The 16,785-nt window shown below is 48.5% G+C and carries 12 protein-coding genes; 2 read left to right on the plus strand and 10 right to left on the minus strand.

What is annotated here, in order from left to right; genetic code table 11:
* Positions 1-8: 8 nt before the first annotated feature.
* The 3 genes from LKI20_RS04670 to LKI20_RS04680 form a co-directional block, all read right to left on the minus strand.
* Positions 9-773 carry a TIGR03943 family putative permease subunit gene (locus tag LKI20_RS04670; RefSeq protein ID WP_291770512.1) on the minus strand — a complete coding sequence of 255 codons (765 nt, stop codon included), beginning with the start codon at positions 771-773 and terminating at the stop codon, positions 9-11.
* Positions 770-1,882 (minus strand): permease, encoded by a 1,113-nt coding sequence (locus tag LKI20_RS04675; protein WP_291770514.1) that lies wholly within the window; start codon positions 1,880-1,882, stop codon positions 770-772. Before LKI20_RS04675 ends, LKI20_RS04670 begins: the two co-directional genes overlap by 4 nt.
* Before the next feature lie 137 nt (positions 1,883-2,019).
* Positions 2,020-2,592, minus strand: coding sequence for a MarR family winged helix-turn-helix transcriptional regulator (locus LKI20_RS04680; protein ID WP_291770516.1), 573 nt, complete (start codon positions 2,590-2,592; stop codon positions 2,020-2,022).
* Positions 2,593-2,781: 189 nt separating this feature from the next.
* Between LKI20_RS04680 and LKI20_RS04685 the strand changes: the two genes are divergently transcribed.
* Complete coding sequence (locus tag LKI20_RS04685) at positions 2,782-4,206, plus strand: MFS transporter (RefSeq protein WP_291770518.1); 1,425 nt, start codon at positions 2,782-2,784, stop codon at positions 4,204-4,206.
* 127 nt (positions 4,207-4,333) lie between these two features.
* On the opposite strand, the gene purD is transcribed toward LKI20_RS04685, so the two are convergent.
* The 6 genes from purD to purT form a co-directional block, all read right to left on the minus strand.
* A complete protein-coding gene (gene purD / locus LKI20_RS04690; RefSeq protein WP_291770520.1) occupies positions 4,334-5,605 on the minus strand; it encodes a phosphoribosylamine--glycine ligase in 1,272 nt (423 codons plus the stop codon).
* Positions 5,606-5,651: 46 nt separating this feature from the next.
* Positions 5,652-6,692, minus strand: a complete 1,041-nt coding sequence (purM, locus tag LKI20_RS04695; protein WP_291770522.1) for a phosphoribosylformylglycinamidine cyclo-ligase — start codon at positions 6,690-6,692, stop codon at positions 5,652-5,654.
* Between the two features lie 37 nt (positions 6,693-6,729).
* Positions 6,730-8,253: an amidophosphoribosyltransferase gene (gene purF, locus LKI20_RS04700; protein ID WP_291770524.1), complete on the minus strand. Its 1,524-nt coding sequence runs from the start codon at positions 8,251-8,253 to the stop codon at positions 6,730-6,732.
* 92 nt (positions 8,254-8,345) lie between these two features.
* Positions 8,346-12,068, minus strand: a complete 3,723-nt coding sequence (locus tag LKI20_RS04705) for a phosphoribosylformylglycinamidine synthase (protein WP_291770526.1) — start codon at positions 12,066-12,068, stop codon at positions 8,346-8,348.
* A 50-nt stretch (positions 12,069-12,118) separates the two neighbouring features.
* Complete coding sequence (purC, locus tag LKI20_RS04710) at positions 12,119-12,901, minus strand: phosphoribosylaminoimidazolesuccinocarboxamide synthase (RefSeq protein WP_291770528.1); 783 nt, start codon at positions 12,899-12,901, stop codon at positions 12,119-12,121.
* 116 nt (positions 12,902-13,017) lie between these two features.
* Positions 13,018-14,310: a formate-dependent phosphoribosylglycinamide formyltransferase gene (gene purT, locus LKI20_RS04715; RefSeq protein ID WP_291770530.1), complete on the minus strand. Its 1,293-nt coding sequence runs from the start codon at positions 14,308-14,310 to the stop codon at positions 13,018-13,020.
* 182 nt (positions 14,311-14,492) lie between these two features.
* Between purT and LKI20_RS04720 the strand changes: the two genes are divergently transcribed.
* Positions 14,493-15,665 (plus strand): pyridoxal phosphate-dependent aminotransferase, encoded by a 1,173-nt coding sequence (locus tag LKI20_RS04720; protein WP_291770532.1) that lies wholly within the window; start codon positions 14,493-14,495, stop codon positions 15,663-15,665.
* A 74-nt stretch (positions 15,666-15,739) separates the two neighbouring features.
* On the opposite strand, the gene LKI20_RS04725 is transcribed toward LKI20_RS04720, so the two are convergent.
* Entirely contained in the window at positions 15,740-16,765 is a 1,026-nt protein-coding gene (locus LKI20_RS04725) for a threonine aldolase family protein (protein WP_291773359.1), read from the minus strand.
* Positions 16,766-16,785 lie beyond the last annotated feature (20 nt).

Here is a 16,785-nt window from a genome sequence, read left to right on the forward strand (position 1 = left end):
TTTGGCACCTAAGCGTAGTAGAAATAGCCGGTTGCTGAGTCTGTTGTGCTCACTGATGTTGCTTTGAGGACTAATCCTTCGTAGTGTTGTGATGCGCTACCTATTCGTCCGCGTTCTAGGGTTCCTGTGATATGTACCCAACTGTCCGTTTGGGGTACTGCAGTCTGGCTGGCATCAATGGTAAAGCCAAAGGCTGTCATGTCTAGAACGCAGCAGGTCATCAGCATGCGTCCAGCAGAGTACTGTCCTTTTCCTAGTGAGGTACTGGTGCTGACTTGTCCATTAACGATGATGGTGTAGCCGAGATAACTATCAGCATGCTTATCAATCTGGTTGTACCAAAAACCATAATCATCATTACTGATGGTGATCATTTTGCGCTTGGTATCTAATCCAGGAAGTGACGAGGTGTTGCTCGTATTGGATATTGCGATAGCTCGACTGCCAGCGAAAGCTTGTAATGACTGTGACGATGATATCGGCAGCAAAAATAGCAGTGAGGGAATTACCAGTAGGGTGAAGCTTGCCAGCAGGGTATTAGCATTCGCAGAGAACACGCCATTAAATGCTCCTATTGCAAGAGCAACAACTACTACGATCGCAAGTATCATATATGGCAAGCTTCGCGGTGTTACGAAAGATCGATAGCGGCCCGTAATGATGAGCAGACTTATGGATGTGGCCAGTAATAGCAGGCAGAAGCCTTCAATACGATTAAGTAGTTTTGCGGTCTTAGGCTCTGTGACTGTGAGTGGTGTAAGAGTGGTGCTCATCCGATCACTCCTTGGATAGCGGCAACTATGAGCATCAGAGAAAAACAGATAATACTTACTGTGATTCCCAGTCTCCACACAAAACGACGTGTAAACATGGAACGAAGCATCAACACATTCTTCAAGTCCATTATTGGACCGAATACCAAGAAACCTAGAATTGCAGGAGTGGGAAATAGCGTACTGATACTACGTGCAATTACTGCATCTGAAGATGAGCATAACGAACTAAGAAACGCCAAGGCCATCATCGCAATAATGGCTACTGGTGTTCCATATCCTTGCAACCACGACGGTGCTGATGACCCAGCGAATGCTCGTACGCTGGATGCGACCACAATACCCATCATCATGTAGGGGAGGATGGTGTAGAGATCATCATGTATGTGCTGTAGATAGTTGCGGGCATGATTGCTGAAGTTGCTGTGCGTCGACTCTTTGACATGGTTATCTGAGTGCAGGGCATGATGAGTGCAGGCAACATCAGGTGTGTTGACGCAAACTCCACAATTGTCAACTGCTGAGAGCGGAGCAGTTGCATGAGTAGTGATCCTCATGGTGCTGTCGCTTTCGATGTCGCGAAGTAACTGGTGATTGGCAGGAACAATAACGAAGCTAATGCCCACGAGGAGAGCAACAAGGACGCCAAAACTGACTCTGCTGATGGTCATCAAGGGGGAGTCTGGGAATGCAAACCACGTTGACCATATGACAATCGGATTGATAACAGGAGCTGCGCAAAGAAAGACTATCGCAGCAGGCAGTGGTACACCCTTGCTGTGCAAACGTGAAAATACTGGCACTGTGGCACAGTCGCACACAGGGATACAGAATCCTGCAAACAGCGCTACTAACATACCCAGCACAGTGGATTTCGGGAAGTGGGCTTCTATGAACTCTTGGGTGACAAAAGTTTCGACTGCCGCTGAGATGAGTATGCCTATCAACAGGAATGGCAGTGCCTGTAACAACAAACCAACCACACCTGTAAGAATGATGGTCATTGGGAAGCCAGAGGTGTCAATCAGTGGTGAGGCAACGATAATTCCCCCAACTAGGAAGATACCTAGAAGGAATGTTTGAAAGCTAAACTGGAATCTGCTGCGCATCACATCGAGTATTGTATATCGGGCCTCAATAATTCATCTGAGTGGAACGTTGCAGTGTGATATAGACAAGACTTACGAGCGCCGTTATGCAGTGCTCTGAGGTGATATAACATCACACGAACAAAAGGCAAGTGCCCTCACTCTTGCTCCGTGTGTTTGCGTGCTTGAAGTTTTCCGCCTTTGACACTGACTCTGTCGAATACCGATTGGTTGAATTTCGTCAGTGCAGCAGCGAAATTGGATATTTCACTTGTTGACCAGTCAGCAAGCACTGTGGAGAGTGCGCCAAGGTTTCTGTGCCGTTGTTTTTCAAGTCTTTCGGCTCCTTTATCGGAAATAGTGAACTTTCTGGCAAGGCCTCCATCGGGGTCTGCTATTCGTTCAATAATCCCGTCACGTCTCATTGCTGCGGTCTGACGGTTGAGTGTAGATGCGTCGAGTCCGGTTACCTCACTGAGCTCGCTGATGCTCATTGCTTGGTGTTCAAGACTGACCAAGAGAATATATGCACTTCGGTCGAGAATACCAATTTGAGGATCTCGGAATCCGGCAATTCGGGTGAGTTTTTTGCCGAGCAACAAAGATTCGTATTCTATAGAAACGATGTCTTCCAACAAGCGAGGATCGTTCGCGCTGTTGCTGTCGCGTTCCTTGTCGTCATTGGCAGTGGAGTCGATGGCAATGTCCTTATTGGAGGTCTCATCGTTCATCGAAGTCTCCTTTGTTCTTGAAAGTTACCGTTCAGTATACAACACCATATGCGTTGTACATGACTTGTGTATTATACATAAATATGTATTATGCATAATACGTGTATATTGCACATCATGAGGATCTCGGCTGGTATCAGCTGCCTTATTCTTAAGAAGTTTGAATTCAACAAAGGATGTAAGCTGCGCATGCAGAATTCTAAACAACAAGCAATCACCCAGCACACGAGCAAACCTGGGGTGATTTTGGCAGTATTAGCTGCCGCTGGAATAACGTCGTCATTGACGCAAACCTTAGTGATACCACTTGTCGGTGAGCTACCGAAGCTATTTGCTGCCGACCCCTCGGTGACCGCATGGGCAGTAACGATTACCTTGTTGACTGGGGCGGTAGGGATGCCAATTCTTGGCAAATTGGCAGATACCTATGGCAAACGGCGAATGCTACTTATCGCGTTACTGCCTCTGATTGTAGGTTCGGTGATTTGCGCTACAGCACCGAACATCACGATGATGATACTCGGCAGAGGATTGCAAGGCATTGCCACAGGTATGGTGCCGCTTGGCATCAGCTTGCTCCATGATGTGTTGCCACCTAAGCGGGTAGGTACAGCAATTGCATTGATGAGCTCATCGATGGGCATCGGTGGTGCGTTAGGATTGCCAGCGTCGGCAGCTGTCATCCAATACGTCAGTTGGCGTGGTCTTTTTTGGATTGATTTCGCTATAGCCGGGATAATATTTGTACTTATTTTTGTACTGATTCCAAAGCCTCATCACACCCCGATATATGCCCCCTTTGATTTCTTGGGTGCGATTGGGTTGGGCGGAGCATTGCTGTGCCTCTTGCTAGGCATCATCAAGGGTAGTTCATGGGGTTGGTCGAGTGCCGGAATCATTGGACTTTTTGTCGGTGCTGTGGTGCTGACTTTGCTCTGGGGTTGGTGGGAGCTACGGCACACTAATCCTTTAGTGGATTTGCGTATTACCAGAAGAAGAAATGTTCTGGTTACTAACATCGCCTCGATTTTCATCGGATTCGCTATGTATGCTCAATCGTTACTACTGCCTCAACTGATGGAGTTGCCAACATCCACGGGTTATGGACTTGGACAAACTATGCTCCAAATGGGACTTTGGATGGCACCAAGCGGTTTCGCAATGATGGCAGTCTCTTCGCTTGGCGCAAAGCTCACGGCAAGGCGAGGAGCCAAAACCACTTTAATCTGTGGAGCGCTGGTAATGGCTGTAGGTTATGGCTGTGCAAGCCTGCTGATGCATTCACTGATCGGACTGATGATTTCCTCGTGTATCGGCAGTATGGGAACTGGACTGGCGTTTGGAGCGATGCCGACTCTTATTATGAATGGAGTGCCCCCAACTGAGAAGGCATCTTCGAACAGCTTTAATACGGTGATGCGCTCAATCGGTACTTCAGTTTCTTCTGCTGTTATCGCGGCAATTCTAGCGGGAACGAGTATTACGGTACGCGGCAGCAGTATTCCTACACTTACAGGATTTAGGACTGGCTTGCTTGCAGGGTGTCTGATGGCCATAATCGCTGCTGTCATCGCGTTGCTTATTAGTGCGAAATCTCAACGTAATGCGCGTTAGGGGTGCAAGTAGCAGAAAACATATTGTTATAACAGGTGAGGGGTGTGAGCAACCCGTTGTTATGGATTGCTCACACCCCTCACCTGAGTATTTTGTAAGAGTTTGTAAGTGTTTGAATTTCTTTGTTTTACAGCGCTTTAGCACCAATATCTTTACGATAGAACATGCCAGTGGTGTCTAGCTCATCGAGAATACGGTAAACCTTACGTTGCGCGTCTTCGATGGTGTCGCCTGAGGACTCAAGCAGCAGCACACGTCCCGACGATGTGAGCAGCTGTGTAGTAGTTTGCTCGGAGTTTGCGACTCCCGCATAGTAGACGTGGGAGCTGTCATCCACGGAAATATCCGGAATTGGCGCGCCGGTCACCGTATTATTTGGGTACCCTTGGGCAGCAAGTACGACGCCCAATGTCGCACCTTCTGTTTTCCAAGTGAACTCTGGTTGTTGCCCTTCAAGAAGAGCGTTGATGCCAGCGCCAAAATCAGATTCTAAACGAGGGAGAACTACTTCTGTCTCGGGATCACCAAAACGTGCATTGTATTCAATTACCTTCGGACCATCAGCAGTGGCGATAAGTCCTGCATACAAGATGCCCGTAAACGGCACACCTTCATCAACCATTGCTTGAGCAGTTGGCTTAATAATGGTTTCAATTGCTGTGTCAATCACATCCTGACTGATCTGGGGGACAGGACTATATGCTCCCATACCGCCGGTGTTGGGACCTTCATCACCGTCATATGCGCGCTTATGGTCCTGCGAAATAGGCATAGGCCAGAATTCATCGTCGCGAACGAAGCTCATCAGTGAAAACTCTTGGCCTTCAAGATAGTCCTCGATAACCACCTTGGCTCCGGCTAGACCAAAACGGTGATCAACAAAAATCTCGTCAAGAGCTTCAAAAGCGTCCTCAACACTCATGGCGACGGTGACGCCTTTACCTGCTGCTAAACCATCAGCTTTCACCACAATAGGAGCACCATGATCATGAACATACTGTTTTGCTCGATCGAGGTCATCAAAAGTTTCATAAGCTGCGGTCGGGATATTATGGCGTTCCATCAGTCGTTTGGCGAAGTCTTTGGATCCTTCAATCTGCGCTGCAGCTTTATTAGGACCAAAAGCTTTAATGCCTGCCTGCGCGAAACCGTCGACTATACCTTCCATCAGGGGGACTTCGGGTCCAACGAATACCCAGTCGATGTCGTTCTCGCGAACGAAATCAATCAGAGCAGCATGGTTACTTTGTGCAAGTTGGCTGGTATGAATACCGTCACGTTCCATACCAGGGTTACCAGGGGAGCAATACACTGCATCGACACTCTCGCCCTTGAGCAAGGTATAAGCAACTGCATGCTCACGAGCACCTGAGCCGATAACCAAAACCTTCTGTCCCATGTGATTTTCCTCTCCAAAGCTCTCAGAACTTGAATGCGTCGTTGAATCAGATGCCGTGACGTAATTCCACGCGCGCGCCATTATCCTTGATGATTCTGCCGACCACATAATGTGCTTCGTTTGCTTCATCGAGAATTCTGCCAACCTCAGCGGCTTTGGCGGGGCTGACCATGAGCACCATGCCGATGCCCATATTGAAAATGTTATACATTTCTAGCGCTTCGACGTGACCATACTCCTGCAGAATGCGGAAGATAGGTGGAACATCCCAGCTGTCAATATCGAAGGCTGCAGCAAGGCCTTCTGGAATAATGCGAGGTACTTTTTCAACAAAGCCGCCGCCAGTAATATGTGCTACTCCGTTGAGAACATCAGCTGCAAAAAGAGGTTTAAGAGCTTTGGCATAAATTCTTGTGGGTTTGAGCAACTCATCAGCAAGAGTTAAACCTTCAAGCTCGGGGAGTTTAGTATCTACGGTGAAATCAGAGTCTTTGAACAATGCTTTGCGCACTAATGAGAAACCGTTGGAATGCACTCCGGAGGAGGGGAGACCGATTATCACATCGCCCTCTTGTATGGCGCTGCCGTCAATAATCTTGCTTTTTTCGACCACGCCTACCGTGAATCCGGCCAAGTCGTATTCATCGGCGTCATACATATCGGGCATCTCTGCAGTTTCACCACCAACGAGCGCGGCACCTGCTTCGACGCAACCATCTGTCACACCCTTAACAACCTGTTCAAGAAGTTCAGGATCATTTTTACCGCAAGCAATGTAATCCAAGAAGAAGATTGGTTCAGCACCTTGAGCAAGAATGTCATTCACACACATGGCCACACAGTCCATACCAATAGTGTCATGTCTTCCCGCAGCTTTTGCCACCAGAAGTTTGGTCCCTACTCCGTCAGTTCCTGAAACAAGAACAGGCTGCTGGTAGTTCAGTGAAGAAAGATCGAAAAGTCCACCAAAACCTCCGATGCCACCGGCTCCTTGGCGAGCTGTGCGTGCAACATGGCGCTGGATTCGGTTGACAACTTCGTAACCAGCTTCGACGCTCACACCGGCGTTCTCATAAGCTGTTGGCATGAATGACCTTCCTTAAATATGACGTTGGGGTAATGCACTAGATATGTTGAGTATGTAATGGGGCAGGCGGATTAATGAATTCGTTGTCTTTGTAGTTGCTGGTGTCTTCGGCGAAGCGTGTCACTCGTACTCGATCTTCGGGAGTTAGCGCAGCAAGGAAATCCTCCTCGTAATCGTCAAGTCGTGTTGGGTAGTCTCCGTTGAAGTAAGCAACGCACAGTCCGCCATAAGGCGCATCAGCATTCAAACCTATGGATTCGACCAAACCGTCGACTGTGAGGAAAGATAAGGAATCTGCTCCGATATAGTCACGAATGTCTTCGACGGACTTCTTTGCAGCAATAAGCTCGGAACTTTTTTGAATATCGATACCGTAGTAGCAGGGATATTTCAGGGGAGGTGAGGCGATACGCATATGTACTTCTGTGGCGCCTGCCTCACGGAGCAAACGCACAATACGCTTCGATGTAGTTCCGCGAACAATTGAATCATCTATAACGATAACTCGCTTTCCGGAAACCACACCACGTACGGCTGCAAGCTTCATACGCACACCCTGCTCGCGGAGTTCCTGAGTTGGCTGGATGAAGGTTCGTGCCACATATTGATTTTTGATAAGACCCATTTCATTGGGCAGACCCGAAGCTTCCGCATAGCCTGAGGCTGCAGAAAGTGAAGAGTTTGGAACGCCAATAACCATATCGGCATCTACTGGGCACTCTTTCGCCAAACGTGCACCCATACGCTTGCGTGCCGAATGGACATTAATCCCATAAATATTGGAATCAGGCCGTGCGAAGTAGATGAATTCCATCGAGCAAATAGCTAGCTGAGTATCATCGGTATATCGTTCGATGCGATAGCCTGAGTCATCAATAATCACGATTTCACCAGGGCGAATATTTCGAACGAATTGTGCGCCGACAATATCGAGAGCACAAGTTTCTGAGGCGAGAATATACGCCCCGTTTGTCATACGTCCTAACGATAGTGGTCTGAAACCATTAGGATCCAATGCACCGATGATTTCATGCTCAGTCATGAGCAAATAAGCGAATCCGCCATGAACCTGATTAAGCGCGTATTTCAATTGCTCAATGAAGTTACTACCAGGAGCACGACGGATAAGATGCATCAACACTTCAGTATCCGAATTGGAATGGAAAATCGCACCCTGCTCTTCGAGTTCACATTTGAGTGATTCACAGTTCGTGAGGTTGCCATTGTGGCATAAAGCAATGTCGCCGTCATGGAAACGGAAGATGAAGGGTTGAATGTTATCAATCGAACCCGAACCTGAAGTGGCATAGCGCACGTGCCCGATGGTGGTGTTGCCTTTAAGCCTAGTGATATTGGCTTCTTCGGAAAACACCTGTGTTAGTAGTCCAAGACCACGGTGCCCAATAAGGTGACCATCGTTGTTGGAAACGATGCCTGCACCTTCTTGGCCGCGATGTTGTAGGGCGTGTAAACCGAAGTATGTCAGACGGGCGGCATCAGGGTGACCCCAGACGCCAAAGACGCCACATTCCTCATGCAGGCCTTCTAGCTCAGCAGGCATGCTGGCGGCTCCTTCCATAGTTTTTGGTGATGTAGGGAACTCCGCGTTTCTCTACATACGTTACCAAGTGTGTACTACATCTGACGGGAAGGTTAACGGGTGAAGTACTCAACCCCACCCTCGATGATTGGTTGGAATGTTTGTGCGTCGGGAACATTACGATACAGTCCTGGTCCACGACGTTCGCTGTGTCCCATCTTGCCCAGTACGCGTCCATCCGGGCTGGTTATAGCTTCGATGGATAGCACTGATCCGTTGGGATTAACATCAAGATTCATTGAAGGCACACCCTGCTGATCGACGTACTGCGTGGCAACCTGGCCACCTTCAATTAAGCTGCGTACCGTGGCTTCATCAGCAACAAAACGACCCTCGCCGTGGCTGATAGCAATCGTGTGAATATCGCCCACAGTGCTTTTGCTCATCCAAGGGGAGAGGGTAGAAGCCACTCTGGTGCGTACTAAACGACTTTGGTGGCGCCCAATAGTGTTGAACGTTAACGTCGGGTAATTGGCAGACATCGGCACAATATGACCAAAAGGAACCAAACCGAGTTTAATCAAAGCTTGGAAGCCATTACAGATGCCAAGCATCAGACCGTCGCGGTTATTGAGCAAATCACCAACGGCATCGCTCACCTCAGGGGAGCGGAAGAAAGCAGTGATGAATTTTGCTGAACCATCAGGTTCATCTCCACCTGAGAATCCTCCAGGCAACATCACCATCTGACTACTACGAATAGCCTGTGCGAGTGCTTTGGTACTCAGTGCCACAGCGTCTGGAGTGAGATTGTTAATAACTACAGTGTCAACTTCAGCACCGGCTCGTTTGAATGCGCGGGCAGAATCATATTCACAGTTTGTTCCAGGGAATACAGGAATAACCACGCGAGGTTTAGCAACGGTTTGTGGATGATGTTCAATACTTGGCACGTGCGAACTAATAGTTTCCACAACTTTGCCATCGCCACGATATGGGAATATTTCTTCGATGCCAGATTCCCAGGTCTCTTGCAATGTACTCAGATCAATGTTCTCATCCTGAGTTTGCAATGTATATGCTTCACTAGTCACACCAATCTGTCGAAGTGAGAGATTGGATGGGAGTGTTGAAATGTCAGCGTCATCAGATAATTCCACTACAAAGCTGCCGTAACGAGGCGCGAAAAGTACGCTGGTGTTAACATCCTTGTCCAAGGTTAAACCGAGGTGGTTGCCCAGCGTCATAGTGAACAAAGATTCAGCCAAGCATCCATAACCAGGTGTAGAGATAGCCAAGGCAGAACCTTCAGCAACCAGAGACTCAACTGCAGTAATTGCTGCAATAAGGCTGTGCTTTTCGGGGGTTAGCCCATCTGACTGATATTGCGGTTCAATAAGCAACACACGGCTTCCCGCGAACTTGAATTCTGGAGAGGTCGCCTTATTCGCCGACCCGACAGCTACTGCAAAGCTGATGAGGGTAGGTGGTACGTCAAGCTCTTCGAAGCTGCCGCTCATGGAGTCTTTGCCACCAATAGCTCCAACTTCTAAGTCAAGTTGTGCCATTAATGCGCCGAGTACTGCTCCAACCGGTTTACCCCAACGAGCAGGGTCTTCGCCTAACTTTTCGAAGTACTCCTGCAAAGATAAATAGGCATCTTCACGGCGGAAGCCAGCAGCAACCAACTTGCTGATACTCTCAACCACGGCCAAATAGGCACCAGTGAATTGATTACGTTCAGTGATATAAGGGTTGAATCCCCATGCCATCGCGCTTGCAGTGGTGGTTTCGCCGTCAACAGGGAATTTGGCTACCATCGCCAAACTTGGTGTCAATTGGCGGTTGCCTCCGAAAGGCATCAACACAGTTGCTGCGCCGATGGTGCTATCAAAACGCTCAGATAATCCTTTATTTGAGCAGACATTCTGATCACTAACGAGCGAATGTAAACGTTCTTCAAGACTGTTACCTGCCCAAGTGCGTTGGTAAGTTTCTGGGTTGGGCACATGTACATCTGTAAATTTTGGTGCACCATTAGACGACAGAAATGCGCGACTCACATCAACGATGGTGTCGCCCTTCCACGTCATGCGCAGACGCTTCTCTTCGGTTACGCTCGCCACCACAGAAGCCTCAAGGTTTTCTTGTCGGGCATATTCTAGGAATTCTTCTAGATCGTCAGGTGCAAGCGCAACTGCCATACGTTCTTGGCTCTCAGAGATTGCGAGTTCCGTACCGTCTAAACCCTCGTACTTTTTTGGAACAGCATCAAGGTTGATATTAAGCCCATCGGCAAGTTCTCCAGTAGCCACTGAGACTCCGCCAGCGCCGAAATCATTGCAGCGTTTAATCAAGCGGCAAGCATCACCTCGACGAAAGAGCCGTTGCAGTTTTCGCTCTACTGGAGCATTGCCCTTTTGCACTTCAGCTCCGCAATCTTCCAGACTTTCAGCATTCTGTGATTTCGAAGCCCCTGTGGCGCCACCGATACCATCACGGCCTGTACGCCCTCCGAGCAGAATGATTTGATCACCTGCTTCTGGCTCCTCACGACGCACATGATCTGCAGGTGTCGCACCAACAACAGCGCCGACTTCCATACGTTTGGCCACATAGCCTGGATGGTAGATTTCGTGTACTTGCCCTGTAGCTAAGCCAATCTGGTTGCCATATGAAGAATATCCTGCAGCAGCGGTCGTCACAATTTTGCGCTGGGGTAGTTTGCCTGGAAGTGTCTGATCAAGTGGGGTAGTAGGGTCCGCTGCACCAGTGACACGCATAGCTTGGTATACGTAGCTTCGACCCGAAAGGGGATCACGGATTGCTCCGCCAATACACGTTGCTGCTCCACCGAAGGGTTCGATTTCAGTAGGGTGATTGTGAGTTTCATTCTTAAATAGGAACAGCCAGTCTTGGTCTTCACCATCTACGTCAACAGTGGTTTTGACGGTGCATGCATTAATTTCCTCGGATTCATCGAGGTTACGTAACACCCCTGTGGACTTCAGATACTTAGCGCCGATGGTTGCCATATCCATCATGCACAGGGTTTTTTCGTCACGTCCGAGTTCGTGACGAAGAGAAAGATAGCGATCAAAAGCCTTTTGAACTACGGCATCATCAATTTGGATATTCTGCAATTGCGTTCCAAATGTGGTGTGACGGCAGTGATCTGACCAGTATGTATCAATAACTTTGATTTCAGTAATAGTGGGGTCGCGCTGTTCTTCCTGAAAATATTTCTGACAGAAGATAATATCTGCCAAATCCATTGCTAGACCGCGTTCTTCAATGAATTGAGCGAGGCTACTTTCATCGAGGGAAACAAATCCTTTGACAACTTCGACCGCAGTCGGTGTGGCCATTTGCATGTTTAACGTTTGTTTAACATCCAGCGAAGCTTCGCGCGCCTCAACAGGGTTGATAACATAACGTTTAATTGCCTCAAGGTCATCGTCAGAAAGCTGACCATCAATCAAGTAAACAGTTGCTGTACCGACTGTTGGACGCTCGCCCTGGCTCATCAGCTGAATGCATTCGCTAGCAGATTCTGCTCGCTGGTCGAATTGCCCAGGCAGGTATTCCACAGCAAATATGTGTGCAGACTCTGATTTGGGAAGCTTATCGCTGACCATATCGGTTTGAGGTTCACTAAATACTGTGGGAACACTCTGTTCAAATAGCGAAGAGCTAATGCCCTCCACATCGTAACGATTAATCAGACGCAGCGATTTCAGCCCCTTGAGGCCTAGCACTGTGCGCAGCTCATGGCTCAGCTGCTGCGCCTGAACATCGAATCCGGATTGCTTCTCAACGTAGACGCGGAAAACCACAGTGCGTGTCCTCTCTGTATGGGGCATTATTCTCGTGGACTATTGAATGTTTAATGCTTACAGTTGCAATTGCCTTTGCCTTTGCAACATGTTGTAGTGCTTTCCAGAGTGCGCAGACGAGCAAAGATCTCTTCATAAGCAGGAATAATGCTGCCGAGATCACGACGGAACAAATCTTTGTCGAGATGCTCAATTGCTGCATTATCTTCAGCTTGATCCTTAACATCCCACAAACGGCAGGTGTCTGGTGTGATTTCGTCAGCTAAAAGAATCATCCCATCGCTGGTAATACCCATCTCAATCTTGAAGTCCACAAGCTTGACATCGATTGAAGAGAACAAGGCATGCAACACCTGATTAATTTCGCGTGCTTTAGCAGCAATGATTTCCAGTTGTTGTGATGTTGCCAAATTTAGAGCGAGAATATCGTCATTGTTAATGAAAGGATCATTAAGTGCATCGCTCTTATAAAAGAATTCAAGCACTGGCCTACTCAGCTCAGTGCCTTCCTCGATGCCATAGCGCTTGGCAAATGAACCAGCGGCGACATTACGCATAACGATTTCCAGTGGGAACATGGTCATCTTGCGTACCAGCTGCTCAGTTTCAGACAGCTGTTTAACAAAATGACTGGCGATGCCGCGTTTAGCAAGTAGACGGAACATCAATGAGGTGATCTCATTATTGAGATGTCCCTTGCCTTCAATCTGCTCTTTTTTAGCGCCGTTACCAGCAGTTGCCTGGTTCATGTATTCGACCCAAAGAATATCGGGGTCATCGGTCGCGTAGAGTTTTTTTGCCTTGCCTTGGTAGAGCAGATCCAACTTCTCCATGGCTCGCCTTTCTTGTGCAGCATATGCGCAAAGGGGGATATATCGTCAACGGACAGTGAAAAGAGTACCAAGCGCCTAATACAAGCATGAAACATGCTTGTATATCATCTCAGTTGTTATTTATCTGTGGTGCTTATGGTTAGAGTGTCAAGGATCTCGGCGCTTTTTGCACGGGCATCGGACTCGCTGCTTCCGATGGACAATGCCACTGCCATACGGCGGTGCCCATGGATCTCTGGTTTATTGAAAATGCGCAATTCGCTATCTTCAACTGCCAGTGCCGCCGGAAGATTTGAGAACACAGCCTGGCCTTCGCCTGTGACAACAATGGCCCTGCTGCAAGCAACTTGACCTTTTGCAAGGTTTATGGAGACATCGCTATCGGTGACAGGGATGCCTAATATTGCCCGCGCGTGGAGGGCGAATTCGCTGAGACGTTGCGAAACGAGAGTGACCATACCTGTGTCATGGGGGCGAGGTGAAACTTCGTTGAAAAGTAAGGTGCCGTCGGTGAGCACAAAGAGTTCAACACCGAAAACGCCCCAACCAAATTCTCCCTTGGTGTTGGCTTCGTCTACCAAACCTTGAACAGCTTGTTTGGCGAGAGAGCAGGCATCTTTCAAAATCTCAGAAGGCATCGCTGCAGGTTGCCAAGATTCACGGTAATCACCGCTTTCTTGACGTTGCCCAATCGGAGCACACGTGACTATACCAGCACTAGAACTTATGGTGAGAACAGTTAACTCATAGTCAAGGGGAACTAAAGCCTCAACGATAACCTTTGAGATTTCGCCATTTTCTGCGGCACGGCGGCCGGTCTGTGCCTCATTCCACGCATCTACAATCGACTCGGAATCTCGCACCACTGATTGACCATGTCCGGAAGAACTCATAATAGGTTTAACTACGCACGGATAACCGACCTGTTCAGCGCCCGACTGTAATTCTTCCAAAGATTGAGCGAAACGATATGGCGTGGTTGGCAGACCCAAAACTTCATGTGCCAACACTCGTAAGCGCTCGCGATCCATACAAATCGCTGCTATGTCAGAGCTGGGTGTGACTTGTATGCCTGAGCGTGCAGCTGCGGCTAGTTGAGAAGTGGCTATTGCCTCTACTTCAGGGACAATGATGTTCGGTTTGACTTCGTCAATCAACGCTTGTAAAGCAACAGGGTTTGTCATGTCGAGAACCCTGTTTTCGTGGGCGAATTGTGCAGCTGGAGCTCCTGCATAGCTATCAGCAGCACAAACCCAGACGCCTAAGCGCATAAGCTCTATCGCAACTTCACGGCCTAATTCACCTGAACCTAACAGCAGCACTCTGGTGTTGTCTGGAACAAGAGGATTGCCATATTCTCGTTGTTTGGAAATTGAAGGATCGATTTGATGTGAGGTTGCATCGCTCATGGGCTCCATTGTGCCACTCAGGTATGGATATTGCTCGTCCCGTAGCGATACTGATATGCCCTGATAGAAATATCCCGTGATGCAGCAATACAGATATGGAGCAATGCGATTGTAAGATGATGTGAGTTAATGTACATGCCGTTCAGGGGATGATGAGAGTGCAACAAGTCAACGAAGCAGCGATGGACATAACCCAGATGCTTGCGGATCGTGCAACTTCGATTCCGGACAATCCCTTTGCAGCAGCAGATAGCCGCGTTGCTCGGGCAGTGGCACAAGGGGCTGATGTCATTGATCTTAGCAAAGGCAATCCTGATGGTGAGCCACCAGAGTTCATGATTGATGCCGTTGTTAAAGCCTCTCACGATCCCACCGATTTTCGTTACGCACCCTTTGACGGTAAACCTGCGTATTTACGAGCAGCTGCTCATTGGTATATGCAGGAACATGGTGTGACTCTTGATCCTGTGACGCAGATTCTTGCGGTGAGTGGTGCATCAGTTGGAATTGGACTAACTATACAAACGCTGATAAATCCTGGGGAGCTGGTGGTAGTACCAGGGCCCTATTATCCGCAATATGAAGGTTCAACTGCAGTTGCTCAAGGTCGACTTCAAGCACTACCTACCGATGCTGAGCACGGATTTTTGCCGGATTTATCTGCTGTTCCTGAGTCTGTATGGCAGGAAGCCAAACTGCTGATTCTTAACTACCCAAACAATCCGACTGGTGCTGCTGCTACTCCGGAGTTTTTCGCGCAAGCTGTTGAGTTGGCTAAACGCTACGGTTTTGTGATTATGCATGACTTTGCTTATGCAGGTATAGGCTTTGACGAGAATCCACCTATTAGCTTGCTCAGTACGCCTGGCGCAGTAGATGTCGCTGTCGAGCTGTGCTCATTATCGAAGATGTATATGATTGCTGGTTGGCGAGGGGGCTTTGTGGCCGGCAACGCTGAGCTTATGCATGCATTGAAGATGGTGCATCGACAGACCAGCCTATTGATGGGAACCACAGTGCAAGATGCAGGCGCTGCTGGCCTTAACAGCGATCAATCGACTGTTCGTGTGCTTGCACAGCGTTATAAGCAACGTTTTCTAACCTTGCAACAAGGCCTTGCGCAGGCGGGTCTTGAAGTTTGCGATTCTCACGGCGGTCTCTTCGCATGGATGAGAGTCCCTGAAGGTACCAGTGACGCAGAGTTTTCGCAGTGGTTGCTTGCCAAAGCTGGTGTAGCAGTAATTGCAGGTTCAGATTTCGGCCCGACGGGTGCGGGATATGTCCGTTTGAGCCTGCTGAAGCCCGAATCCGACCTTGCCGAAGCTGCGAAACGCATCTGTAATGAACGGAATTGAGATAACTGCAATAAAAGTGGAGATAATCTGTCGAAAATGTTGAGAAAAACCCCACTTTTATTGCAGTTATCTTGCTAGAGCAGCTTAATCAGGGATTGGACTTCCGATTCCTTGGTCGCCCAGCTTGTGGCGAAGCGGATTATGGTGTGATCGGTATCGAAACGTTCCCAGATGCTGAAAATTACTTGTTTTGATAATTCTGCGAGCTTTTTATCATCAAGAATGACGAAAATCTGGTTCGTGGGGGAGTTGATATAGAAGCGGTATCCGCGTTTTACGAGTGCTGTGCGTAATACGCTTGCTGTGTCGATAGCATTCTTGCTGATATGCCAATAGAGGTCGTCGGTGAATAATGCTGCGAATTGAGCGCCTAATAGCCGCCCCTTCGCAAGCAAAGCTCCACGCTGCTTAATCATGGTGAGCATGTGTTTCGGTGCATTGGCCTGCGGAAATACCACTGCCTCGCCACAGAGCGCACCGATTTTTGTTCCACCAATATAAAAGACATCGGCGTATGTGGCGATGTCCGTGAGGGTGACATCACTTTGCGGACATGCTAGTGCATAGCCGAGGCGTGCACCATCAATGAATAAGGGAAGATGATATTCGTGGCAGACGGAGGAGATTGCGCTAAGTTCTGCTCGGGAATACAAAGTTCCATATTCAGTGGGGTGCGAGATGTAGACCATACCAGGGAAAACCATGTGATCGTGATTAGCATCTTCAAAAAAACCTGCTAAATATTGTTGAAGAATGTTAGCTTCCATCTTGCCATCGTGCCCTGGAACTGTCAGCACTTTATGGCCGGAAGCTTCAATAGCTCCTGCCTCGTGCATACTCACATGACCAGTGTCAACCGCTACAACACCTTCGAACTGATTGAGCATAGATGCGATAACGACCATATTGGTTTGAGTTCCGCCGACCAATAAAAACACATCTGCGTCAGGTTTGCCGCAAGCTTCAGCAATCCGTTGTTTGGCTTGTGCAGAGAGATCATCGGAGCCATAGCCTGGAAGCTGCAGATTATTGGTGTCAATCAGACTCTGCAGTACGAGCGGATGTGCACCCTCGGAATAGTCGTTTTCAAAATGCAGCATGGTTCCTCCTGAGATTCCCG

The sequence above is a fragment of the Bifidobacterium sp. genome (genome assembly GCF_022647885.1).
GTDB lineage: Bacteria > Actinomycetota > Actinomycetes > Actinomycetales > Bifidobacteriaceae > Bombiscardovia.